This is a genomic window from Phenylobacterium sp. (genome assembly GCF_019636135.1).
Lineage (GTDB): Bacteria > Pseudomonadota > Alphaproteobacteria > Caulobacterales > Caulobacteraceae > Phenylobacterium.
This window is the reverse complement of sequence record NZ_JAHBYD010000016.1, coordinates 1-22314: the sequence shown is the minus strand read 5'-3', so window position 1 is coordinate 22314 and position 22314 is coordinate 1. Positions and strand designations below refer to the sequence as shown.

The 22314-nt window shown below is 71.4% G+C and carries 24 protein-coding genes; 9 read left to right on the top strand and 15 right to left on the bottom strand.

Annotated elements, in window-relative coordinates; genetic code table 11:
• Window positions 1–47 precede the first annotated feature (47 nt).
• From mscL (KF737_RS12445) to KF737_RS12415, 7 genes are all read left to right on the top strand, one after another.
• A complete protein-coding gene (gene mscL, locus KF737_RS12445) occupies window positions 48–491 on the top strand; it encodes a large-conductance mechanosensitive channel protein MscL (protein ID WP_296454920.1) in 444 nt (147 codons plus the stop codon).
• 111 nt (window positions 492–602) lie between these two features.
• Window positions 603–1016, top strand: coding sequence for a large-conductance mechanosensitive channel protein MscL (gene mscL, locus KF737_RS12440; RefSeq protein WP_296454917.1), 414 nt, complete (start codon window positions 603–605; stop codon window positions 1014–1016).
• 47 nt (window positions 1017–1063) lie between these two features.
• Window positions 1064–1708, top strand: a complete 645-nt coding sequence (locus KF737_RS12435) for a phosphoribosylanthranilate isomerase (protein WP_296454914.1) — start codon at window positions 1064–1066, stop codon at window positions 1706–1708.
• Window positions 1709–1726: 18 nt separating this feature from the next.
• Window positions 1727–2962 carry a tryptophan synthase subunit beta gene (trpB, locus tag KF737_RS12430; RefSeq protein WP_296454911.1) on the top strand — a complete coding sequence of 412 codons (1236 nt, stop codon included), beginning with the start codon at window positions 1727–1729 and terminating at the stop codon, window positions 2960–2962.
• Between the two features lie 205 nt (window positions 2963–3167).
• Window positions 3168–3992, top strand: a complete 825-nt coding sequence (gene trpA / locus KF737_RS12425; RefSeq protein WP_296454909.1) for a tryptophan synthase subunit alpha — start codon at window positions 3168–3170, stop codon at window positions 3990–3992.
• A 4-nt stretch (window positions 3993–3996) separates the two neighbouring features.
• A complete protein-coding gene (locus KF737_RS12420; protein WP_296454907.1) occupies window positions 3997–4920 on the top strand; it encodes an acetyl-CoA carboxylase carboxyltransferase subunit beta in 924 nt (307 codons plus the stop codon).
• Window positions 4921–5127: 207 nt separating this feature from the next.
• Window positions 5128–6465, top strand: a complete 1338-nt coding sequence (locus KF737_RS12415) for a folylpolyglutamate synthase/dihydrofolate synthase family protein (protein ID WP_296454905.1) — start codon at window positions 5128–5130, stop codon at window positions 6463–6465.
• Window positions 6466–6678: 213 nt separating this feature from the next.
• Here the strand turns inward: KF737_RS12415 and KF737_RS12410 are convergent, their stop codons facing one another.
• The 5 genes from KF737_RS12410 to KF737_RS12390 all read right to left on the bottom strand — a co-directional run bounded on the left by KF737_RS12410 (window position 6679) and on the right by KF737_RS12390 (window position 11310).
• A complete protein-coding gene (locus KF737_RS12410) occupies window positions 6679–6921 on the bottom strand; it encodes a DUF4170 domain-containing protein (RefSeq protein ID WP_296454903.1) in 243 nt (80 codons plus the stop codon).
• Between the two features lie 27 nt (window positions 6922–6948).
• Window positions 6949–7740, bottom strand: a complete 792-nt coding sequence (locus KF737_RS12405) for a 3'(2'),5'-bisphosphate nucleotidase CysQ (protein WP_296454901.1) — start codon at window positions 7738–7740, stop codon at window positions 6949–6951.
• On the bottom strand, window positions 7737–9068 hold the full coding sequence (locus tag KF737_RS12400) for a TldD/PmbA family protein (RefSeq protein ID WP_296454899.1): 1332 nt from the start codon (window positions 9066–9068) through the stop codon (window positions 7737–7739). The genes KF737_RS12405 and KF737_RS12400 overlap by 4 nt, the downstream gene beginning before the upstream one ends.
• Before the next feature lie 284 nt (window positions 9069–9352).
• Window positions 9353–9754, bottom strand: coding sequence for an MAPEG family protein (locus KF737_RS12395; protein WP_296454897.1), 402 nt, complete (start codon window positions 9752–9754; stop codon window positions 9353–9355).
• Between the two features lie 29 nt (window positions 9755–9783).
• Window positions 9784–11310: a UbiD family decarboxylase gene (locus KF737_RS12390; RefSeq protein ID WP_296454895.1), complete on the bottom strand. Its 1527-nt coding sequence runs from the start codon at window positions 11308–11310 to the stop codon at window positions 9784–9786.
• A 57-nt stretch (window positions 11311–11367) separates the two neighbouring features.
• Between KF737_RS12390 and KF737_RS12385 the strand changes: the two genes are divergently transcribed.
• Window positions 11368–11592, top strand: coding sequence for a hypothetical protein (locus KF737_RS12385; RefSeq protein ID WP_296454893.1), 225 nt, complete (start codon window positions 11368–11370; stop codon window positions 11590–11592).
• Between the two features lie 206 nt (window positions 11593–11798).
• Here the strand turns inward: KF737_RS12385 and KF737_RS12380 are convergent, their stop codons facing one another.
• The 6 genes from KF737_RS12380 to KF737_RS12355 form a co-directional block, all read right to left on the bottom strand.
• The gene (locus KF737_RS12380; protein WP_296454891.1) at window positions 11799–12182 is read right to left on the bottom strand and encodes an MmcQ/YjbR family DNA-binding protein; all 384 of its coding nucleotides are present in this window, start codon (window positions 12180–12182) and stop codon (window positions 11799–11801) included.
• A gap of 42 nt (window positions 12183–12224) precedes the next feature.
• Window positions 12225–12752: an OmpA family protein gene (locus KF737_RS12375; protein WP_296454889.1), complete on the bottom strand. Its 528-nt coding sequence runs from the start codon at window positions 12750–12752 to the stop codon at window positions 12225–12227.
• 94 nt (window positions 12753–12846) lie between these two features.
• Window positions 12847–13143, bottom strand: coding sequence for a helix-turn-helix domain-containing protein (locus KF737_RS12370; protein ID WP_296454888.1), 297 nt, complete (start codon window positions 13141–13143; stop codon window positions 12847–12849).
• Window positions 13144–13235: 92 nt separating this feature from the next.
• Window positions 13236–15014 carry a gamma-glutamyltransferase family protein gene (locus KF737_RS12365; protein ID WP_296454886.1) on the bottom strand — a complete coding sequence of 593 codons (1779 nt, stop codon included), beginning with the start codon at window positions 15012–15014 and terminating at the stop codon, window positions 13236–13238.
• Window positions 15015–15107: 93 nt separating this feature from the next.
• Entirely contained in the window at window positions 15108–15455 is a 348-nt protein-coding gene (locus KF737_RS12360; protein ID WP_296454884.1) for a VOC family protein, read from the bottom strand.
• A 42-nt stretch (window positions 15456–15497) separates the two neighbouring features.
• Window positions 15498–16148, bottom strand: a complete 651-nt coding sequence (locus tag KF737_RS12355) for a methyltransferase (RefSeq protein WP_296454882.1) — start codon at window positions 16146–16148, stop codon at window positions 15498–15500.
• A gap of 35 nt (window positions 16149–16183) precedes the next feature.
• On the opposite strand from KF737_RS12355, the gene KF737_RS12350 reads away from it, so the two are divergent.
• Window positions 16184–16546: an MmcQ/YjbR family DNA-binding protein gene (locus KF737_RS12350; RefSeq protein ID WP_296454880.1), complete on the top strand. Its 363-nt coding sequence runs from the start codon at window positions 16184–16186 to the stop codon at window positions 16544–16546.
• A gap of 329 nt (window positions 16547–16875) precedes the next feature.
• Here KF737_RS12350 and KF737_RS12345 read toward each other — a convergent pair whose 3' ends face one another.
• The 4 genes from KF737_RS12345 to KF737_RS12330 all read right to left on the bottom strand — a co-directional run bounded on the left by KF737_RS12345 (window position 16876) and on the right by KF737_RS12330 (window position 22061).
• Window positions 16876–17868, bottom strand: a complete 993-nt coding sequence (locus KF737_RS12345) for a fatty acid desaturase family protein (protein WP_296454878.1) — start codon at window positions 17866–17868, stop codon at window positions 16876–16878.
• A complete protein-coding gene (locus KF737_RS12340; protein ID WP_296454876.1) occupies window positions 17868–18512 on the bottom strand; it encodes a TetR/AcrR family transcriptional regulator C-terminal domain-containing protein in 645 nt (214 codons plus the stop codon). The genes KF737_RS12345 and KF737_RS12340 overlap by 1 nt, the downstream gene beginning before the upstream one ends.
• A gap of 204 nt (window positions 18513–18716) precedes the next feature.
• Window positions 18717–19988, bottom strand: coding sequence for a cytochrome P450 (locus tag KF737_RS12335; protein ID WP_296454874.1), 1272 nt, complete (start codon window positions 19986–19988; stop codon window positions 18717–18719).
• A gap of 285 nt (window positions 19989–20273) precedes the next feature.
• The gene (locus tag KF737_RS12330) at window positions 20274–22061 is read right to left on the bottom strand and encodes a DUF885 family protein (RefSeq protein WP_296454872.1); all 1788 of its coding nucleotides are present in this window, start codon (window positions 22059–22061) and stop codon (window positions 20274–20276) included.
• Window positions 22062–22314: the final 253 nt, after the last annotated feature.

Below are 22314 nucleotides of genomic sequence, written 5' to 3'. Positions count from 1 at the left end.
AGCCGGGGGATGACGTCTATCGGGATGCGATTGCAGGAGGTTGTCCCATGAGCGTGTTCACGGAATTCCGCGAGTTCATCGCGCGCGGCAACGTGGTCGACCTGGCGGTCGGCGTGATCGTCGGCGCGGCGTTCAACGACATCGTGAAGAGCCTGGTCGACGACATCGTCATGCCTCCGATCGGGATGCTGCTGTCGGGCCTCGATTTCCAGAACCTGCAACTGGTGCTGAAGCCCGACAATCCGCTGACCAAGGCCGACGAGCTGGTGGCCATCAAGTACGGCCACTTCATCAACATCTCGCTGAAGTTCCTGATCGTGGCCTGGGTGGTGTTCTGGCTGGTGAAGGGGGTGAACGCCGTGCGCCGCTGGGAAGCCGAGCAGACCGGCCGGCCCGAGACGCCGCCGGCGCCGCCGCCGCAGGAGCGCCTCCTCACCGAAATCCGCGACCTGCTGAAGAGCGAACGCACCGCCTCTCCCCCGAGCGCGTAGCGCGAAGAGAGGGAGAGGCGGTGCTTGACGGCGCCCACGACGCGGCTTCCTGCTCGCCTCTGGCGACGCCGGGCGCAGGGCGCCCGGCCTGTAGCAGGGAGGGAGCGCTTCATGGGCATGTTCTCGGAGTTCCGCGAATTCATCGCGCGCGGCAATGTGGTGGACCTCGCCGTCGGCGTGATCGTCGGCGCGGCGTTCAACGACATCGTCACGGTGCTGGTCGACAAGGTGGTGATGCCTCCGGTCGGCCTTCTCACCTCGGGCGTCGACTTCTCGAAGATGGAATGGGTGCTGAAGCCGGACGACCCGGCCACCGCGGTCAACGAAGCGGTGGCGATCCAGTACGGCGCCCTGATCAACGCCGGCATCAAGTTCCTGATCGTGGCCTGGGTCGTGTTCCTGCTCGTGAAGGCCGTGAACGCCATGCGCCGCGAACCGGCGTCCGCCGACGCCGCCCCGGCCCCGCCGCCGCCCCAGGAAGCGCTGCTGATGGAGATCCGCGACCTGATGAAGGCCAAGGCGTAGCGGATCGTCCCTTGCGCGCGGCGGGGTTCGCGCCCTAATCCGCGCCCATGGGCGTCCAAGCCAAGATCTGCGGGGTTTCGACGCCCGAGGCGGTGAGCGCCGCGCTGGACGGCGGCGCGGCGTTCGTGGGCTTCATGTTCTTCCCCAGGAGCCCGCGCAACATCGCGCCGGACGCGGCCGCGCGGCTGGCGCCGCCGATCCGCGCGCGGGGCGTCAAGGTGGTGGCCGTGGCGGTCGACCCTTCGGACGCCGAGCTGGACGCCATCGTGGGCGGCCTCGCGCCCGACCTGATCCAGTTGCACGGCAAGGAGAGTCCGGCGCGGGTGCGCGAGATCGGCCGGCGCAGCGGGCGCGGGCTGATCAAGGTCGTCCCGGTGGGCGAGGCGGCGGACGTCGCCGCCGCCGGCGCCTACGAGGGCCTCGTCGACCACCTGATGTTCGAGACCAGGCCGCCGAAGGACGCCGAGCGGCCGGGCGGGCTGGGCGTGGCGTTCGACTGGACGCTGCTCGCCGGACGCCGGTTCGCGCGGCCGTGGCTGCTGGCGGGCGGGCTGAACCCCTGGAACGTCGGCGAGGCCGTGGCCGCCTCGGGCGCGCCCATCGTGGACGTTTCCTCTGGCGTGGAGCGCGGTCCCGGACTAAAGGACCCCGCCTTGATCACGGCGTTTCTCGACGCTGTCCGCCGCGCCTGAGATCGACCGCCTCCGACCATGAACGCGCCAACTTCGCCCGACAGGGGCCGCCCGAACGACTACACCGCCTATCCCGACGCGCACGGGCGCTTCGGCGAATTCGGCGGCCAGTACGTGCCCGAGACCCTGATGCCGCTGGTCCACGACCTGACGGCGGCCTGGGGCGCGGCCAAGGTCGACCCGGCGTTCCTGGGCGAGCTTTCGGGCTACATGACCCACTATGTGGGCCGGCCCTCGCCGCTCTATTTCGCGAGCCGCCTGACCGAGCATTTCGGCGGCGCGAGGATCTACCTGAAGCGCGAGGAGCTGAACCACACCGGCTCGCACAAGATCAACAACTGCATGGGCCAGATCCTGCTGGCCATGCGGATGGGCAAGACCCGCATCATCGCCGAGACCGGCGCCGGCCAGCACGGCGTGGCGACGGCCACGGTCTGCGCCCGCTTCGGCCTGCCCTGCGTGGTCTACATGGGCGCCGTCGACGTCGAGCGGCAGAAGCCCAACGTGTTCCGCATGAACCTGCTGGGCGCCGAGGTGCGGCCGGTGACGAGCGGGTCGGCGACGCTGAAGGACGCCATGAACGAGGCCCTGCGCGACTGGGTCACCAACGTCCACGACACCTACTACCTGATCGGCACCGCGGCGGGCATGCATCCCTACCCGGAGATGGTGCGCGACTTCCAGTCGGTGATCGGGCGCGAGGTGCGCGAGCAGATCGTGGCGGCCGAGGGCCGGCTTCCCGACGCCGTGGTGGCCTGCGTGGGCGGCGGTTCGAACGCCATCGGCCTCTTCCACCCGTTCCTGAACGACGAGGGCGTGAAGCTGATCGGCGTCGAGGCGGCGGGGTCGGGCATGGAGAGCGGCCGCCACGCCGCGGCGATCAACGGCGGCCGCCCGGGCGTGCTGCACGGGAACATGACCTACCTGCTGCAGGACCGGGACGGGCAGATCGAGGAGGCGCACTCGATCTCGGCCGGCCTCGACTATCCCGGCATCGGCCCCGAGCACGCCTGGCTGCACGACGTGGGCCGCGCGACCTACCTGACGGCGACGGATGCGGAATCGCTGGACGCCTACATGCTGCTCTCGAAGCTGGAGGGCATCCTGCCGGCCATCGAGAGCGCCCACGCCATCGCCCGGATCGGCGACATCGCGCGCGACGTCGGCCAGGACGGGATCGTGGTGCTGAACCTGTCCGGCCGCGGCGACAAGGACGTCGCCACCGTGGCCGCGCACCTGGGGCGGACGATATGATAGCTGGGCGCGCTTACCTCCCCCGCGAAGCGGCGGGAGGGGGACCATTCGCCGAAGAGCGAATGGTGGAGGGGGAGAGCCGCAAGCGCGGCGGTCCCTGTCCGGCTGTTGCTAGCGCAGTGCTCGGGGCTTGCCCCCTCCACCGCCCGCTCTTCGCTGCGCTCGGCGTGCGGTCCCCCTCCCGCCGCTTCGCGGGGGAGGTAGGATGAGAGCGCGTATCGAGCAGCGCTTCGCCAAGCTGAAAGGCGAGGGTCGCGCGGCGTTCGTGCCGTATGTGATGGCCGGAGACCCCGACCAGGCCACGGCGCTCGCGATCCTGAAGGCCCTGCCCGCGGCGGGCGCCGATCTGATCGAGGTGGGCTTCCCGTTCTCGGACCCGATGGCCGAGGGGCCGCCGATCCAGCGCGCCGCGCAGCGGGCGCTGAAGGGGGGCATGACGCTGAAGGCCACGCTGGAAGCCATCGCGGCCTTCCGCGCCGCCGACCAGGACACGCCGATCGTCCTGATGGGCTACACCAACCCGCTGGTCACCTGGGGCGTCGAGGCCTTCGCGCGCGACGCCGCGGCCGCGGGCGTCGACGGGATGATCATCGTCGACCTGCCGCCCGAGGAGGCCGAGCCGCTGGCCGACGCCCTGGACGCCAGCGACGTCGCCTTGATCCGGCTGGCGACTCCGACCACGGACGACCGGCGCCTGCCGGTGGTCGTGCGGCGCACCTCGGGGTTCGTCTACTATGTGTCGGTGGCGGGCGTGACGGGCGTGAAGGAGGCCGACGCCGCGGCCGTCGCCCCCCACGTCGAGCGGGTGCGCAGGGCCAGCGGCCTGCCCGTCGCCGTCGGCTTCGGGATCAGGACGCCGGAACGGGCCTCCGCCATCGCCAGGGTCGCCGACGCGGTCGTCGTCGGCTCCGCGCTCGTCGACGAGGTGGCGGAAGCGGTGGATCTGAACGAAGACGTGACCGGCCGGGTTCTTTCCAAAGTGGAGGCGCTTGCTAAGGCTGTGCGCCTCGCGCGGCAGGCGCCGATCTGAACCCATGGCGATGGCTGAACAGCGAAACGACAAGCCCGGGCGTGCGCCCAACACCGAGCGCCGCCGCGGCTGGCTCTCCCGCATCGCGCCCGGCGTGCGGGGGCTGACGAAGAAGGACACGCCCGAGAACCTCTGGGTCAAGGATCCGGACAGCGGCGAGATGCTGTACCGCCCCGACCTCGAGGCGGCGCTGTGGGTCACGCCCTCGGGAAACCACATGCGGATCGGGACGAAGCTGCGCCTCGACTACACCTTCGACGACGGCCGGTACGAGCGGATCGCGACGCCGGTGGTCGTGGACGATCCGCTGAAGTTCCCCGACACGATCCCCTATCCCGACCGGCTCGCCTCGGCGCGCAAGGCGACCGGCGAGCAGGATTCGATGGCCATCGGCTACGGCGAGATCCTGGGCCAGCCGGCCATCGTCGTCGTGCAGGACTTCACCTTCATGGGCGGGTCGCTGGGCGTGGCCGCGGGCGAGACCTTCGTGAAGGCGGCGCAGGAGGCCGTGAAGCGCGGCTGCCCGTTCGTGATCTTCACCGCCTCGGGCGGGGCGCGGATGCAGGAAGGCACGCTCAGCCTGATGCAGATGGCGCGGACCACGCTCGCGCTCAACGAGGTGAAGGCCGCGGGCCTGCCCTACGTCGTGGTGCTGACCGATCCGACGACTGGCGGCGTCAGCGCCTCCTACGCCATGCTGGGCGACGTCCATCTGGCCGAACCGAACGCCACCATCGGCTTCTCGGGCCGGCGCGTGATCGAGCAGACCATCCGCGAGACCCTGCCGCCGACCTTCCAGAAGTCGGAATTCCTGGTCGAGCGCGGCATGGTCGACCAGGTGGTCGAGCGCAAGGACCTGCCGGAAAAGCTGAGCTCGATCCTGAAGACGCTTATGATGGGGCGTGAGCGCCTTCCCCCCGCAGCTTGAGTCGATCCCGGGCGGCCGCCCCCGCACCTCCTCTCCCCCGCGAAGCGAGAGGGAGAGGGCCGGGAGAGGGCGGCTGGGCGACTTCAGCCTGAGGCCGAGCATCCGCCGCGGGGCCTTGATCCAACGTCGCGCGTGCGGAGAGCCCGGCGCCGCCCTCTCCCGACCCTCTCCCTCTCCGGCTTCGCCGGGGGGCTAGGAGGTGTTCGCGTGACCCTTCCGCCCGACCCCGGCCACGATCCGATCCGCGCCTCGGACGCGGTGATCCAGCGGCTGCGCGCCAACCATCCGACGCTGATCGACCTGACGACCGGGCGCGTGGAGCGGCTGCTGGCGGCGCTGGGCGACCCGCACCGCAGGCTGCCGCCGGTGATCCACGTGGCGGGCACCAACGGCAAGGGCTCGACCACGGCCTTCCTGCGCGCCATCGCCGAAGCCGCGGGCCTGCGCGTACACGTGCTGACCTCGCCGCACCTGGTGCGGTTCGCCGAGCGGATCCGGCTGGCGGGCGAACTGATCACCGACGCGCAGCTCACGGCGCTGACCGACCGCGTCGAGGCCGCCAACGCGGGCGAGCCGATCAGCTTCTTCGAGATCACCACGGTGCTGGCCTTCCTGGCCTTCGCCGAGACCCCGGCCGACCTCTGCATCGTCGAGGTGGGGCTGGGCGGCCGGTTCGACGCCACCAACGTCTTCGACGCCCCGGCGGTCAGCGTGATCACGCCCGTCGACTACGACCACCTGGAGATGCTGGGCCCCGGCCTGCCGAAGATCGCGTGGGAGAAGGCCGGGATCGTCAAGCACGGGCGCCCAGTGGTGGTGGCCCGCCAGCCGGACGAGGCGCTGGAGATGATCGAGCGCGAGGCCGACGCGCACATGGCGCCGATGCTGCTCATGGGCCGCGACTTCGACGCCTGGGAGGAGCGCGGGCGGCTCCTGGTGCAGATGCCCGAGCGGCTGCTGGACCTGCCCGCGCCCAGCCTGTTCGGCGGCTACCAGTTCGACAATGCGGGGCTCGCCGTGGCCGCCGCGCTGACCGTCATGCGCGACCTGCCGGACGAGGCGGTGGGCCAGGGCGTCGCCGGCGCCGTGTGGCCGGCGCGGATGCAGCGGCTGACGGCGGGGCCGCTGGCGGAGCTCGCGAAGGCGCGCGGCGCCGACCTCTGGCTCGACGGCGGCCACAATCCGCACGCCGGCCAGGCGCTGGCCGAGGCGGCCAGCCGCATCACCGACCGCGACCCCCGGCCTCTGGTGCTGGTGACGGGGATGTTCGCGCGCAAGGACGCCGAGGGCTTCTTCCGCCCCTTCGCCGAGATGCGCCCGCGCCTGATCGTCACCACCTTCGACTCGCCCATCGCGGCGAGCACGGACGAACTGCTGGAGGCGGCGGTGAAGGCGGGCCTAAGCCCCGAGACGTCGTCGAACGTGTCGGACGGCGTGGCGCGGGCCCTGGAGATGGACGGCCCCGCGCCGCACGTCCTGATCTGCGGCGGCCTCCACTTCGCCGGCGAGGTTCTGGCGATGAGTCCCGAGACGTGGCCGACCTGACGCGGGCGTCTCAATTCCCTCTGAGGGAACTCAATATTTCCGCTCATCCCGGCGAATGCCGGGATGAGCGGTAGTCGAACCCGCGAGCTCTCTGCGCATCTCCGCGATCCCTGCGGTTCATGGATCGGGCGGACGGGCCCCCCACATCCCCATGCGATCGCCCTGCCCACCGGCCCTCCCGGCGTGCTCAGCCAGGCCGGGCGCTCCGCACGCCTAGTGCTCGTGGTCGTCGTCGCTGTCGGGGTCGAGCAGCTTGTGGGCGTGGATGATGAAGTAGCGCATCAGCGCGTTGTCGACCGTCTGCTGGGCCTTGGCGCGCCAGGCCTTCGCGGCCTCCTGGTAGGTCGGGTAGGCGCCGACCAGGTCGACCTTGGCGAGGTCGCTGAACTCGGGCGGGCCGTCGAGGGACTTCAGTTCGCCGCCGATGACGAGGTGGAGGAGCTGTTTGTCGGACATGAGGGGTGCGGTTCGTTTCAGATGAAATCAGTTGCGCGCGCCAATATGCCCGACGCGCGCCAGGATCAATGGGGCGAGCGCCTTGGTGCAGCAGATCAGGCTCGCCTGTGACGGCCGCGCCCGGTTGAAGCGGAAGGCCGCCCCGGTGTGGTCGCCGACGAAGCAACCGGCCTCACGGGCGATCAGGTCCCCGGCGGCCACGTCCCAGTCGGATTTCCGCACCGGCGCGACCGCGGCGTCGAACTCGCCGGCGGCCACGGCGCACATGCGGTAGGCGGTGGAGCTGCGCTGCTCGACCTGCATGGTCGCGGGCCACGCCGTGGGCCAGGACCAGTGGGCGAAGACGACCGGATCGCCGGCCATGCGGCAGTCGTCCACGGCCGCGGCGGCGCTGGGCGCGATGGGCGCGCCGTTGCAGGTGGCGCCGGCGCCGGCCGCGGCGGCGTAGGTCTCGTCGAGCGCCGGCGCGAACACCACGGCGGCGACCGGCTGCTCGTCCTCGACGACGGCGATGGCCACCGACCACCACGGCTTCCCCTTCAGGAAGGCGCGGGTGCCGTCGATGGGGTCGACCACGAAGATCCGCTTGCGCTCCAGCCGCCCGAGGTCGTCGGCGGTCTCCTCGGAGAGCCAGCCGTAGTCGGGGCGCGCGGTGCGCAGGCGCTCCGTCAGCAGCCTGTCGGCGGCGAGGTCGGCGTTGGTGACCGGGCTGTTGTCGTCGGCCTTGTACTCGACCTCCAGGCCCGCGCGGCGGACCCGCCGCGCCAGCTCGCCGGCCTCGCGGGCCGCGTCGAGGATCAGCGCGAGGTCGTCGCTCATCGGCCCGCGATAGCGAGGGCGTCGACCAGCAGCGACGGGGCGTTCGCGGCGCCGCGGATCTCCAGGTCGGACCCCGGCACGACGCGGCCGAAGATCTCCAGCAGGTTGCCCGCCACCGTGATCTCGCTGACCGGATAGGCGAGCTCGCCGCCCTCGAACCAGTAGCCCGCGCAGCCCACCGACCAGTCGCCGGTGTTGGCGTTGAGCGAGGGGCCGAACATCGAGGTGATGACGAGGCCTGCGCCGGCGTCCTTCATCAGCTCGGCGCGGGTCTTCGCGCCCGGCTGGAAGGTGAGATTGGAGGTCGAGACGCCGGGCGGGCCGGCGAGCCCGCGCGAGGCGTGGCCGGTGGTGGCGAGGCCGAGCTGGCGGGCCGACGAGGAGTTCAGCAGCCAGGTGCTGAGCACGCCGTCGTCGATCAGGTTGCGGGCTTCGTTGGCGACGCCCTCGTCGTCGAAGGGCGAGGAGCCCAGGCCGCGGATGCGGTGCGGGTCGTCGCGGATGACGACGCCCCTGGCGAAGATCTGCTGGTGGAGCTTGTCCTTCAGGAACGAGGAGCCGCGGGCGATGGCGGGGCCGGAGATGGCGCCGATCAGCGGGCTCATCAACGAGCCGGAGAGGCGGTTGTCGAAGATCACCGGGGCGGTGGTCGAGGCGATCTTGCGCGCGCCCAGCCGCCGGGCGGCGCGTTCGCCGGCCGACGCGCCCAGGCTTTCCGGCGTCGGCAGGTCGGCCTGCCAGCGGGCCGAGCGGCCGTCGTAGTCGGTCTCCATGCCGTCGTCGTCGCCCGCGATGGCCGAGGCGCCGATCGAGAAGCCGGTGGCGCGGTGGACGCCGGTGAAGCCCGCGCTGGTCACCATGGTCCAGCGCGACGACGACCACGAGCCCGAGGCGCCGTCGGAGTTGGTGACCTTGGGCACGGCGCGGGCGGCGGCCTCGGCGATGCGGGCGCGGTCCTCCAGCGCCTCGGCCGAGGGCTCGGCGGGGTCGCAGAGGTCGAGGTCGGGCCGCGGGCCGCGGGCGAGGCGCTCGGGGTCGGCGAGGCCGGCGTAGGGATCCTCGGGCGCGAGCCTCGCCATGGCGACGGCGCGTTCGACAAGCCTGGCGCGGGCCTCGGCGGAGATGTCGGAGCCGGAGACCGTGGCCTGGCGCTGGCCGACGAAGACGCGCAGGCCCAGGTCGCGCGATTCCTCGCGCTCGACCTCTTCCAGGTCGCCCTGGCGCACGGTGATCGACAGGCTGCGGCGCTCGGCGCCCACGGCTTCGGCGGCGTCGGCGCCGGCCCTGAGGGCCGCGGCCACGACGTCGTTCAGCAGGGTCTCGTCCATCGCGGGGATATGGCCGGAACCTGGGGAGGTAACAACCCCCAGCACCCTCTTCGAACGTCATGGCCCGGACAAGCCCGGGGGATGACGAGTGTGGGAAGGAGTCGTCTCCTCTCCCCCCGCGCAGCGGAGAGGGAGAGGGCAGGGAGAGGGCGGCTCGGCCTCTAAGCGCGCTGGGCGCTTCAGCGGGAAGGCGCTCGCGGGCGTTGTCGGTCGAGGCGCCGGCCTGCCGCTTTCCACGCCGGCGCCGCCCTCTCCCTCTCCGCTTCGCGGGGGGAGAGGAGATCCTACGGGATCGCGTAGAAGATCAGGGCCGCGGCGATGGCGACGTAGCTGACCCAGGTGGCGAGCACGCCGGCGGCGCGGGGCCAGGTGGCGGCGGTGGAGCGCGTGAGGCCGATGGCGTGCAGCACCCGGCCCGCGAACAGCACCAGCCCGATCGGGTGGATCAGCAGCGGCGGGGCGGCCACCAGCGCCAGGACGCCGAAGCCGACCAGGGCCGCGGGGACGTACTCGGTGGCGTTGCCGAAGGCGCGGATGGCCTGGTTCAGCGCGGGGACGCCGCCGTCGCCGATCTCGACGCGGTGCCTGCGCCGCTGGCGCGTCACCAGCACCGAGAGCACCAGCAGGAGGATGAGATGGAGACCGACCCAGAGGGCGGCGGCGTGGGCGGAGGCCAGGGGGTCCATCGGCCGACCTTATCTCAGGCCCCGGAACCTCAGTCCACGGGCCGGCCGTCCCCCGGCAGGCCCAGCTTCGCCCACATCTGCGTGACCCGCTCCACGGTGCCGGCGTCCATGCCCAGCTTCTCGCCCCACGCGCGGTGGGTCTCGGGCGGCCACTTGTCGGTGGCGTCGAGGCCGATCTTCGAGCCCAGGCCGCTCTCGGGCGAGGCGAAGTCGAGGTAGTCGATGGGGGTGTTCTCGACGAGGGTGATGTCGCGGGCGGGGTCCATGCGGGTGGAGATGGCCCACATGACGTCCTTCCAGTCGCGGGCGTCGATGTCGTCGTCCACGACGATCACCCACTTGGTGTACATGAACTGGCGAAGGTAGCTCCAGACGCCCATCATCACGCGCTTGGCGTGGCCGGCGTAGGCCTTCTTCATCGACACCACGGCGATGCGGTAGCTGCAGCCCTCGGGCGGCAGCCAGAAGTCGACGATCTCGGGGAACTGCTGCTGCAGGAGCGGGATGAAGACCTCGTTCAGCGCCTCGCCCAGCACGCTGGGCTCGTCCGGCGGGCGGCCGGTGAAGGTGGTGAGGTAGATCGGGTCCTTGCGCATCGTGACCGCGGTCACCTCGAACACCGGGAAGCGCTCGACGGAATTGTAGTAGCCGGTGTGGTCGCCGTAGGGGCCCTCGTCGGCGTACTCGTCGAGGTGGACCAGGCCCTCCAGCACGATCTCGGCGTGGGCCGGGACCAGCAGCGGCACGGTCTTGGCCGGCACGAGGTCCAGCTTGGCGCCGCGCAGCAGGCCCGCGAACTGGTATTCCGACAGCGTGTCGGGCACGGGCGTCACGGCGGCCAGGATCGTGCCGGGATCGGCGCCGATGACGGCGCAGGCGGGCAGGGGCTCGCGCTTGCCTTCGGCCTTCCAGCGCCGGTGGTGCTGGGCGCCGCCGCGGTGGGCCAGCCAGCGCATGATGGTGCGGTCCTTCCCGATCACCTGCATGCGGTAGATGCCGAGGTTGTAGTCGTCCTCCCGGGCGTCGGACGGCCCCTTGGTCACCACCAGCGGCCAGGTGATCAGCGGCGCGGGCTCGCCCGGCCAGCAGGTCTGGATCGGCAGCTTGGCGAGGTCGATCCGGTCGCCCGTCCAGACCACCTCCTGCACCGGCGCGGTCTTGCGCACGTTGGGCCGCATGCCCATGACGGTGCGGGCCAGCGGCAGCATGTCCATGGCGTCCTTGAGGCCGCGCGGCGGCTCGGGCTGGCGCAGGAACGCCAGCAGTTCGCCCACCTCGCGCAACTCGCCCGCGGTGGTGCGTGCCTTGCCTTCCAGCGTCACGCCCATGGCCACGCGCTTCACCGTGCCGAACAGGTTCACGAGGCACGGCATCGGGGCGCGCTCGCCGTCGGCGCGGATGACGTTCTCGAACAGCACGGCGGGGCCGCCGACGCTAAGCAGCCGGCGCTGGATCTCGGTCATCTCCAGCACGGACGAGACCGGCTCGGTCACGCGGACCAGTTCGCCGGCCGCCTCCAGTTTGCCGAGGAACTCGCGCAGCGATCGGTAAGCCATGCGCGCGGTTTACCCGCGCCGTGGAAGCGGGTCTAGGATAGCGCCCAAGGAGCTTGGATGGCCCGCCTCGACCTCGACGACCTGCCGCCGCGCATCGCGGCGCTGCTCACCGACCTCCCGGCCGGCGAGGAGATCCTGCTGGTGCGGCACGGGGCGGTGGTGGGCCGGCTCACGGCGAACGCGCCCCCCGAGCCCGAGGAGACCGAGCCCGACATCGAACCCGACCAGAAGATGCGCGAGGTGTTCGAGAACTTCCGCGCCGCCATCGAGGACGAATTCTGAGCCAGCCCGTCACCGAAGGCGCCGCCCGGACCGCGCGCCACGAGAAACCGCGCGAGGTCAACGCCCGCCTTGCCCGCTGGCTGGCCGCGAAGCTCCCGGGGGCGTGGCCGAAACCCTGAACGTCATGGCCCGGCTTGTCCGGGCCACCCACTGGGCTGTGAGTCGGGAATGATCGGCGGCGTCGACGCTGCGTGTCGCTCTCGGCCTCACAGCCCAATGGGTCCCCCGGACGAGCCGGGGGATGACGTGGGTTGGGTGGCCTCCCAGGCCTTCACGACGCTCTTCTTCGCGATTCTGCGGAAGCGGCGTTCCAGGAACGCGCGGAACGAGCCGGCGTGCAGGGGCTCGAGGCGGGCGAGCACGCTGGGATAGTCCTTGTAGTGGGCGGTGAAGTGGAACGTCTGCGGTTCCGCCTCCATCAGCATCTCGCGCTCGTCGAAGGGCACGTCGACCAGGACGACGCTGTCGTCCTCGGCGCGCAGGCGCGTGAAGAACTTGCCGTTCACCTTGAAGGCGGGGCGGCCGTAGCTCACGCCCTCCTCGGCGCCGGGGAAGCTGAGCGCGATCTCGCGCATCTCGTCACGGGTCATGCGGCCAGCATGGCGCCGGCCGCACGCCGCGTGAAGCGGGCCTCAGCGGCCCTTCAGGATCGTGTGGGCGTTGCGGTTCTGCGCCCAGGCTTCCTCGTTCGAGGCCGGGTCCAGCGGCTGTTCCTTGCCGTAGGAGACGGTTTCGATGCGGCTGGCCGGGACGCCCTGGGCGGCGAGGTAGTCGCGGGCGGCGGCGGCGCGGCGGGCGCCGAGGGCGAGGTTGTACTCGCGCGTGCCGCGTTCGTCGGTCGAGCCGGCGACCAGCACGGGGCCGTCATAGCGGGCCAGCCAGGCGGCCTGCCGCTGCAGCGTGTCGCGCGCCGCGCCTTCGAGGCCGTAGCTGTCGAAGGCGAAGAAGACGCGGTCGCCCGCCTCGGCGGCGAACGCGGCCTGGCCGGAGGCGGCCAGCGGACCGGAGTCCAGGCCGCCGCTGGGCGGCGTGGGCGTTTCGAGGCCGCCGGCCGCGGGCGCTTCGGCCAGCGACGAGCCCGGAGGCGTCTTGGTTTTGGTGGCGCAGGCGGTGACCGAGAGGGCCGCGGCGGCGAGGAGCAGATGTCGGAGGGTGATCATGAGCGGAGAACGCCGCTTGGCTTAGCCATGGGCAAGTATAAAGATCATATAAGAACGCATGGTGCGACGCACGTCTCGCGCGCGGCGTCCGAATTCAGGCCACGGCCAGCGCGCGCTCGACGGTTTCGTGGTCGTAGTCGATCACCTTGAGCAGCACGCGCGCCGCGGCTTCGGGCCTGCGCCGACGCTGCTCCCAGTCCCGCACTGCCGAGACGGTGAAGCCGAAACGCGCGGCGAAGGCGCTCTGGCTGAGACCGGTCCGCACGCGGATCGCCTTCACGTCCACGTCCGCCGGCGGAAACACGCGCGCCGGCTCGGCCCGCCCGCCGACGATCGCTTCGACCTCGGCCAGGCCCTCAACAATCCGGTTGAAGTTCGTCTTGTCGCTCATGGCTCCATTCCAGGGTTGCGCACAGGTCAGGACGCCTGGTCGGCGGCCCGCGACTTGATCCGTTTGGCGAAGCGTGACGCCTGAGCCGCCATTCAGTACGCCAGCGCCACCCCGTCCTTGCGCATTTCGGTGGCGGCGGCGTAGCGGCCGGGCCAGCGCTGGATGGCCTGGTAGCCGCCGTAGCCGCCGGGGGCGGGCTTGAAGGTCCAGCCGATCTTCGCGAGCCCGGCCTTGGTCTTCTCCGGCACGCCGCTTTCCAGGTTGAGCACGCCGGGCTGGCCCAGGTCCTGGCCGGTGGGCTCCATGCCGCCGTCGTGGTGCCACCGGGGCGAGTCGCCGGCCTCCTGCAGGCCCAGGCCGAAGTCCACGAGGTTCATGACGACCTGGCTCTGGCCCTGGGGCTGCATGTCGCCGCCCATGACGCCGAAGCTCAGCAGCGGCTGGCCGTCCCGGGTCGCGAAGCCGGGGATGATGGTCTGGAAGGGCCGCTTGCCCGGCGCGTAGATGTTGGGGTGGCCGTCGGTCAGGGCGAAGAGTTCGCCGCGATCCTGGAACATGAAGCCCAGGCCGTCGGGGATCAGGCCCGAGCCCATGCCGCGGTAGTTGGACTGGATGATCGAGACCATCATCCCGTCGGCGTCGGCGGTGGTGAAGTAGGTGGTGTCGCCGTGGCTGGGCGCCTTGCCCGGATAGACCATCGGCGCGATGCGGTTCGGCCGGATCAGCTTCGCCCGCTCCCGGGCGTAGTCCTTCGACAGCAGCCAGTCGACCGGCTGCTCGTAGAAGGCCGGGTCGGCGTAGAAGCGCGCGCGGTCCTCGAACGCCAGCCGCTTGGCCTCCACCCCGTGGTGGATGGCGGCGGCCGACTGGAAGCCCATGCCCCCGACGTCGAACTGGGCCAGGATATGCAGCATCTGCAGCGTGACCAGGCCCTGGCTGTTGGGCGGCAGCGCCCAGACGTCCGTCCCGCGGTAGTCGATCGAGCGCGGCTCGACCCATTCGCTGTGATGGGCGGCCAGGTCCTCGCGGGTCATCCAGCCGCCGATGCGCTTGAAATAGCGCTCGATGCGCTCGGCGATCTCGCCCTCGTAGAAGGCGCGGCCGCCGCCCTCGGCGATCAGGCGGTAGGTGTTGGCGAGGTCGGGGTTCCTGAAGATCTCGCCCTCGCGGGGCGTCCTGCCGTCGGGCGCCCAGAGCTTCCTGAAGTTGTCGACCTCCTCGATGCCGGCGTCGGGCTTGGTGAAGTTGCGGTTCGAGGCCTCCACGTAGAAGGCGGTGTTCTGGATCACCGGCGCGCCTTCGGTGGCGTGGCGGATGGCCGGCTCGAACAGCGCCTTCCAGGGCAGCTTGCCGTAGCGCTGGTGCAGCGCCCACCAGGCGTCGACGGCGCCGGGCACGCTGACGGTGATCGCGCCGTAGGACGGCAGCGTTCCGTTCGGCTTGGCGCGCTTGCGGACGGTCTCGAGGCTGAGCCCCTTCGGGCTGCGGCCCGAGCCGTTCAGGCCCACGACCTTCTTCTGCTTCGGGTCCCACAGCATGACGAAGCAGTCGCCGCCGATGCCGCAGGCGATGGGCTCGCCGAAGCCCAGGATGGCGTTGGCCGCGATGGCGGCGTCCACCGCCGAGCCGCCGGCCTTCAGGATCTCGATGGCCGCAAGGGTGGCCAGCGGATGCGCGGTGGCCGCGGCCCCGTGGACGCCCCAGACGGCGGAGCGGCCGGCGAAGGTGGCGCCGTCCACGCGGTCGCCGATGCGGACGTCGGGCCGGTCGCGGTTGGGGTTCTCGGCGCGCGAGGTGGCGAGGGCGGGCGTGGCGGCCGCCGCGGCGGCCCCTGCGGCAGGGAGGGCGGCGAGGAACGTGCGGCGGCGCATGGGGACTCCGGACTGTGGCCCGCCAGCTTTAGCAGATGGATCGCGCCTGCTGGGAGGGCTGCGCGGTCTACGTCTGCAAAGCCCGTGCGGCGCCTATCCCTCGCTCCACACCGCCAGTTCGTTGCCGGCGGGGTCGGCGAAGTGGAAGCGGCGGCCGCCCGGGAAGGCGAAGATGGGGCGGGTGATGGCGCCGCCGGCGGCGGTCACCTTGGCCTCCATGGCTTCGAGGTCGTGGGCGTAGAGGATGACGAGGGGCTTGTCGACGGCGCCCTCGTCGCGGCTGATCGCCTGGAAGCCGCCGTCGAGGCCCTCGTCGAACGCCGCGTAGTCGGGGCCGTAGTCGATGAACGTCCAGCCGAAGGCGGCGGCGTAGAAGCGCTTGGTGTCGGGGAGTTGGCCGCCGGGGAGTTCGACATAGTCGACCTTGCCGTCTTCGCGCATGGGAACCTCCGAGTTCTATGTTTGTTCCAAACTAGGCGCGGCTCACGGCAGAGTCCAGACCGCCGTCTTCTTGATCTCCATGTCCTCCAGTTCGCGGGTGGTGGGCACCTCGTACTGCGCCAGCTTCACGAGGCCCTCGCGGGGGAAGTAGCTGCGGCCCGGGTCGCCGATCAGCACCGCGGCGCCCGCCGCCCGCGCGGCGCCCAGCCAGGCCATGACGCGCGCGGCGAGCGGCTTCTCGTAGCAGATGTCGCCGGCCAGGATGACCTCGGCCCAGGCGGGCGGCGGCGCGTCCAGCAGGTCGGCGTCGGTGAAGCCGCAGGCGACGCCGTTGGCCGCGGCGTTCACGGCCAGGGCCGCGCCGCAGAAGGGGTCGATGTCGGCGGCGAGGACCCGTGCGGCGCCCGCCTTCGCCGCGGCGATGGCGACGATGCCCGAGCCCGAGGCGAAGTCGACCACGCCCTTGCCGGCGACGACGGCCGGGTTGTCGAGGACGTAGCGGGCCAGCGCCTGGCCGCCGGCCCAGGCGAAGGCCCAGAAGGGCGGCGGCAGGCCGATTTCGGACAGCGCCTCCTCGGTCATCTTCCAGATCGGGGTGATCTCGTCGGCGAGGCGGAGCGTGAGCTCGGGCGTATGCGGCGGCCGCTGCGGCCGGGTGTTGTCGAGGATGAACTGGCGGCGGTCTGCGATCATTGGCGGGTCTGTAGCCGACGCGGTAGGCTCCGGCCATGCTGGCCGCCGACCCCAAAGCCGCCGAGGACCGCATCCGCGCGCTGTGCCTCGCCCTGCCCGGGACGGGGGAGCGGATCAGCCACGGGATCCCGGCCTTCGACGTGGCGGGCAAGATGTTCGCCTACTTCCGGCACGACCATCACGGCGACGGCATGACCGTGGTCTGCGTGAAGACGTCCGGCCGCGACGAGCAGGAGATGCTCTGGGAGGCCGATCCCGACACCTACTCCAGGCCGGCCTACCTGTGGCCGGGCGGCTGGGTGGCGGTGAGCCTCGCGCCGGCCGACTGGCCCCTGGTCGAGGCGCGCCTGCGGTCGAGCTGGAAACTCGCGGCCCCGAAGCGCCTTTCCCTCCCTTGATGGGGAGGGACAGGCCGCGTCAGCGGCCAGGGTGAGGGCGTGTGGTCCGGAGCTCTGAGTCCAGGGATGAGCCGATCACCCGGCGCCGGCGCCTGATCCCGACTCCCTCACCCTGGCGCCCGCGGCGCCTTTCCCTCCCCATAAAGGCAGGGCGATCGCATATGGTTTGTGGGCGGCTCGTCCGCCCGATTCTTGAACCGCAGAGACACGCAGAGAGGGTCGTGGATCCACCGGGAATCCTCTGCGTATCTCCGCGATCTCTGCGGTTTGACTGACGGCCTTTCGGCCGCCCGAATCCATATGCCCTACCCATCAAGGGAGGGAAGCGGCTACTGGATCGCCACCTGCCGCACGCCGCGTTCCTCGGGCGTGGCGTCGCCGCCCCGGTCCTGGCTGGCGGGCTTCGAGGACGCCAGCCGCAGCACGTCGAGGTAGCTGGGCGCGGTCAGCATGCCGGGCAGCACGCCCTTCGCCTTCAGCAGCCGGTGCGTGCGGGGCAGGTTGTAGCAGGGCACATGCATGAACATGTGATGCTCGCAGTGGTAGTTCACGTAGTAGGGCGCGAGGAACATCCGCTCCAGGATATTGGCGTGCGTCGTGCGCGCGTGGCGCAGTGGGTCGGGCTCGTCCTTGGCCACGCAGGCGTGCTCGGCGATGTTGCGCAGGCGGGTGATCATCGGCAGCCACGTCGCCGACGGCAGCCACCACAGCACGAACCACGCCCACCCGTAGCCGAAGGGCGCCGTCACCGCGATCGTGACCGCCGCGCCCAGGAAGAACTTCGGCCGCGACTTGACGAACCGCCGCAGGATCGCGACGGCGCTCTCGCCCGGCTTGCGTTCGCGGATGCGCCGGATGAGCGGCGCCCAGCGCTGCTTGAAGTGGGTCTGCCCGGTGAGGTCGCGGACGATCTTGCGGCGCAGGCTGACGCGGGTGATCGGGAAGGGCGCCGAGAGGCCCAGGTCCGGGTCCTCGGCCTGCTGGGCGAACTTGTGGTGGCCCAGGTGGTAGTTGCGGTACTGGACGAGGCCGCCGGGCGTCAGGGTCTCGCCGGCCCAGTCGTTGACCTTGAGGTTCGGGTGCAGCGCGCCGTGGGCGGCGTCGTGCATCAGGATGGCGAGGCCGAGCTGGCGGGCGCCGATGATCATGACGGCCAGCGGGATGGTGATCGGCCACGCCATCGCCATGGCGGCCGCGGCGAAGATCACCGCCCAGGCGTGGGCCATCAGCGCCAGGCCCTTCCACGACGACTTGCGCGAGAGCGGCGCCCACTCGGCCGGGCTGAAGTGGTCCTTGGGGGCGACGCGGGCGGCGGCGGCCATCAGCGGTCTCCGGCGGTGGGGGCGTGTCGGCGGGGATCGTGGCGGATGAGGGCGGTCATCTCCTCGACCGCCTCGGCGACGGAGGCTTCGGTGGCGCCTTCGCGCAGCGCGACGCCCAGCGCCAGGGTCCAGAAGCGCCGCGCGACCGTGGCGGCGTCCTCGGCCTGCGGCCAGCCGCGGCGCGCGCGGGTGTCGGCATAGGCGCGGTCGCCCTCGGCGTGCAGCCGCTCGAAGGTGCGCTCGATGAGCGGGCTGAGGTCCTGCCGGCGCCGCGTCAGCGACAGCGCCTCGACGAAGAGCGCGAGGCCCGGCGAGCCGATCACGGTCTCCACGAGGCGGCGGTTGTAGTCCGGGCCGCTGGCGGCGGAGGCGGCGGCCTCTTCGGCCTGCCGGGCGACGTACAGCACCTCGCGGCACGCGGCCTCGACGAACAGCGCCTCCTTGGTGCGGAAGTAGTAGGTCACCTGGCTGGGATAGGCGCCGGCCGCCGCGGCGATCTCGGCCACCGCCACGCCCGACAGCCCCCTGGCCTTGAACAGCTCGACCGCGGCGTCCAGCAGGCGCGAGCGCATCCGCCTGCCGGGCTCGCGCACCGCGCGCGGTTCGGACGGCAGATGGGCTGCAAGGGCCTGCACGTTCGCCATCCCTTGTTTGTACGCCATACAAGAACGGGAGTCAAAACAGGCCGCGCGTCTCCGAGGGTGAGCAACGGGAAGGAAAACCGCCCTCTCCTGGCCCGGCTCTGGCGGCCGGCCCGCGCGGCGCGCCGGGGCCCGCCCGACGCCTCCCCGACACCGCTCATCCCCGCGCATGCGGGGATGAGCGGGAGAGGGGGTGTTCGCTTCGCCCTAGTTCCGCTTCGGGATCACCACCGGCATCGTCTCGTAGCCCTTCACGAAGGTCGAGTAGACGCGCTTCGGCTCGGCCACCAGCCGCACCTCGGGGAAGCGCTTCAGGATCTCCTCCCAGATGATGGTGAGCTGCAACTCGGCCAGGCGGTTGCCCACGCAGCGGTGGATGCCGAAGCCGAACGAGATGTGCTGCCGCGGCCGTTCGCGGTCGATGATGTAGGCGTTCGGGTTCTCGATCACCGTCTCGTCGCGGTTGCCCGAGACGTACCACATGACGACCTTGTCGCCGGCCTTGATGGTCTTGCCCTGGAACGCGACGTCCTCGGTCGCGGTGCGGCGCATGTGGGCCAGCGGCGTCTGCCAGCGGATGGTCTCCGACACCATCGAGGGGATCAGGTCGGGGTTCTCGCGCAGCTTCCGGTACTGGTCCGGGTTGCGGTTCAGCGCCAGGATCGAGCCCGAGATCGTGTTCCGCGTCGTGTCGTTGCCGCCGACGGTCAGCAGCACCACGTTGCCGAAATACTCGCGCGGCTCCATGTCCCGGGTCGCCGGGTGGTGCGCCAGCATCGAGATCAGGTCGCCGGCCGGCGGGGCGTTGACCTTCTGGTTCCACAGGCCCGTGAAGTAGGCGTGGTACTCGCTGAAGATCCCCATCTTCTGCTCGATCGACTCCACGATGCCGCCGGGCATCGGCGCCGCCGTCACCACGTCGGACCAGTAGGTGATCTTGCGGCGGTCCTCCTGCGGCGCGTCGAACAGCGTCGCCAGCGTCATCGCCGTCAGCTCCTTCGAGACCAGGTCGACCCAGTCGAACTCCTCGCCGATGGGCAGGCCGTCCAGGATCGCGCCCGCGCGCTCGCGGATCTGCGGGGCCATGGCGGCCAGGGCCGGGGGCGCCACGGCGGGGCTCACCGCCTTGCGCTGGATGTCGTGCTTCGGCGGATCCATGGCGATGAACATCGGCAGCGGGTCCATGTTCGCCTGCCCGCCGGCGATGGTGATCCCGCCCTTCATGAAGTCGGACGAGAAGCGGCCATGGTCGGTGTCGATGGCCATGATGTCGTTGTACTTGGTGATCGACCAGTACGGCCCGAACTCGTGCTCCTCGCAGTAGTGGACGGGGTCCTCGGCGCGCAGGCGCTCGAAGATCGGCCACATGGCGTCGGCCTGGAAGAGCTCCGGCTGGGCCGGATTCAGCTTCTCGATCGGCAGGGCGTACGCCTCGTCCCGCGCATCCTTCAGGCTCATCAGGTTGCCGTCGGCCGCCATGGTCCATCCTCCGTCGTAGACGCGACATTGAAGCGCCTCGAACACCGTTTGGATAGCAAAAATGACGGCGGCGTCACCGTCTCCTCTCCCCCCGTGCAGCGCAGCGGAACGGAGAGGGAGAGGGCAGGGAGAGGGCGGCGCGGCGCTTGCGCGCGAGCGATGCGGTGAAGCGACTCGCGCCGCAGGTCCTCGCTGCACCGCACGGCGCGGCCCGACGATCGGCGCCGCCCTCTCCCTGCCTCTCCCTCTCTTCGCGCTCCGCGCTCGGGGGAGAGGAGGCGATCTCTACGCCCGCTTCATCCACCGCTCCACCCGCGCGTCCAGCACCGACAGCGGCAGCGAGCCCGCGCCCAGCACCGCCTCGTGGAACCCCTTGATGTCGAACCTCGGCCCCAGCGCCGCCTTCGCCCGCGCCCGCAGCGCCAGGATGCGCACCATGCCCACCTTGTAGCTCGTCGCCTGCCCCGGCGTGGTGAAGTAGCGGCGGATCTCCGAGCGGATCTTGGCCGCCGGCTGCGGCGAGTTCGAAGTGTAGTAGTCCAGCGCCTGCGCCTCGCTCCACCCCTTGGCGTGGATGCCGGTGTCGACCACCAGGCGGATGCCGCGCCAGATCTCGCGCCCCAGCCGGCCGAAGTCGGAGTAGGGGTCCTGGTAGAAGCCCATCTCCTTGGCCAGCAGCTCGGAATAGAGCCCCCAGCCCTCGACATAGGCCCCGTACCCCGCCTGGGTGCGGAACACCGGCAGGCCCTTCATCTCCTGGGCCCCCCTCATCTCCTGCGCCAGCGAGATCTGCATGTGGTGCCCGGGCCAGCCCTCGTGATAGGCGGTGCCCTCCAGCTCGAACGTCGGCGTCGCCGTCATGTCGGCGAGGTGGACGTAGAAGACCCCTGGCCGCGAGCCGTCGGGCGCGCCCGACGAATAGTGCGCCGCCCCGCCCGGCTCCTCGCGGAAGGCCTCCACGCGCCGCGCTGCCAGCGCCGCCCTCGGCAGCCGCGGGAACACCTCCGGCAGCTTCGCCTTCATCCCGTCCAGATAGCCCTGCGCCAGCCGCAGGTACTCCGCCCGGCCCGCGTCCGTGGCCGGCAGGTAGAACCTGGGCTCGGTCCGCATGTAGGCGAAGAACTCGCCCAGAGAGCCTGCGAACCCGATCCTGCCCTTCAGCGCCTCCATCTCGGCCCGGAGGCGCTTCACCTCGGAGAGCCCCAGCTTGTGGATCTCGTCGGCGGTCATGGCCGTGGTCGTCTGGTCCGCCAGCATGGCGTCGTAATAGGCCGCCCCGTCCGGCAGCGCGCCCGCGCCCCTGGGCTCCGGCGAGGTCCTGTCCCGGTCCGCCGCCAGCCAGGCCGCCAGCCGGTCGTAGGCCGGCTTCACCCGTTCGGTCATCGCGCCCACGACGGCCTTTTCGTAGGCGGCGGCCTTGGCGTCGTCGATCTTCCCCCGCGCCCTCAGCGCCCCGATCTTGCCCTTGGCGTCGGCGAAGAGGGCGCTGTCCGGCCCGCCCGTGAACGGCGCCCCGGTCGTGATCCGGCGCACCTCCTCCAGCGACTGGTCGTAGCTGAACCGCGGCATCCGCACGCCCGCCGCCGCCGCCCGCTGCGCCCGGCCGATCTGCTCGTCCAGCGCCGGCCCCGCCGCCGCCAGCCGCGCCACGTAGGCGTCCATGTCGGAGACCTCGGTCACCCGGTGGAAGTTGATCAGGAAGTTCGGCAGGCGGGTGTGCGCCCCGTTGCGGTCGAAGACGTAGCTGTGGCCGGCCCAGCGCCGCTGCCGCTCGGCCCGCTCCAGCTCCAGCGCCCACATCTCGAACGAGGTGCGCGCGTCCTCGCCCAGCGCCTTCGGGTCGAACGCCTTCCTCATGGCCGCCACGCTCGCGCGCCGCCGCTTGAGCCGCGCGTCGACGCCCGCGTCGCTGCGGTCGGTCAGCTCGCCGTAGTGTTCCTTCCGCCCCAGCCGCGTCAGCGCGTCGGGGTCCATCTGCAGCAGCGCCTCGTAGTCGGCGTCCAGCAGCTTCGTCAGCGCCGCGTCCTGCGCCCCCTGCGCCGCCGCCGGCCCCGCGGCCGCCGCCGCCGCCACGCCCAACGAAAACTCACGCCGCGAAACCCGCATGCCCTCGACCTCTCTCAACCCGAGGCCGCAGGGTTAGCGGGCTTTCCCGTGCGCGTCAGCGCCCATCGTCCTGCCCCGGCCCGGTCGCCCCGCGACGCCGGCCGCACGAGCAAAGCCCCCGGAAGCCGGCGCTCCCGGGGGGCTGCCGCCCGACCTTGGTCGGGAGACCCGGGCCTACTTCTTCCCGGGCATCGCGTCCGCGGCCGCCGCGTTGGCGTTC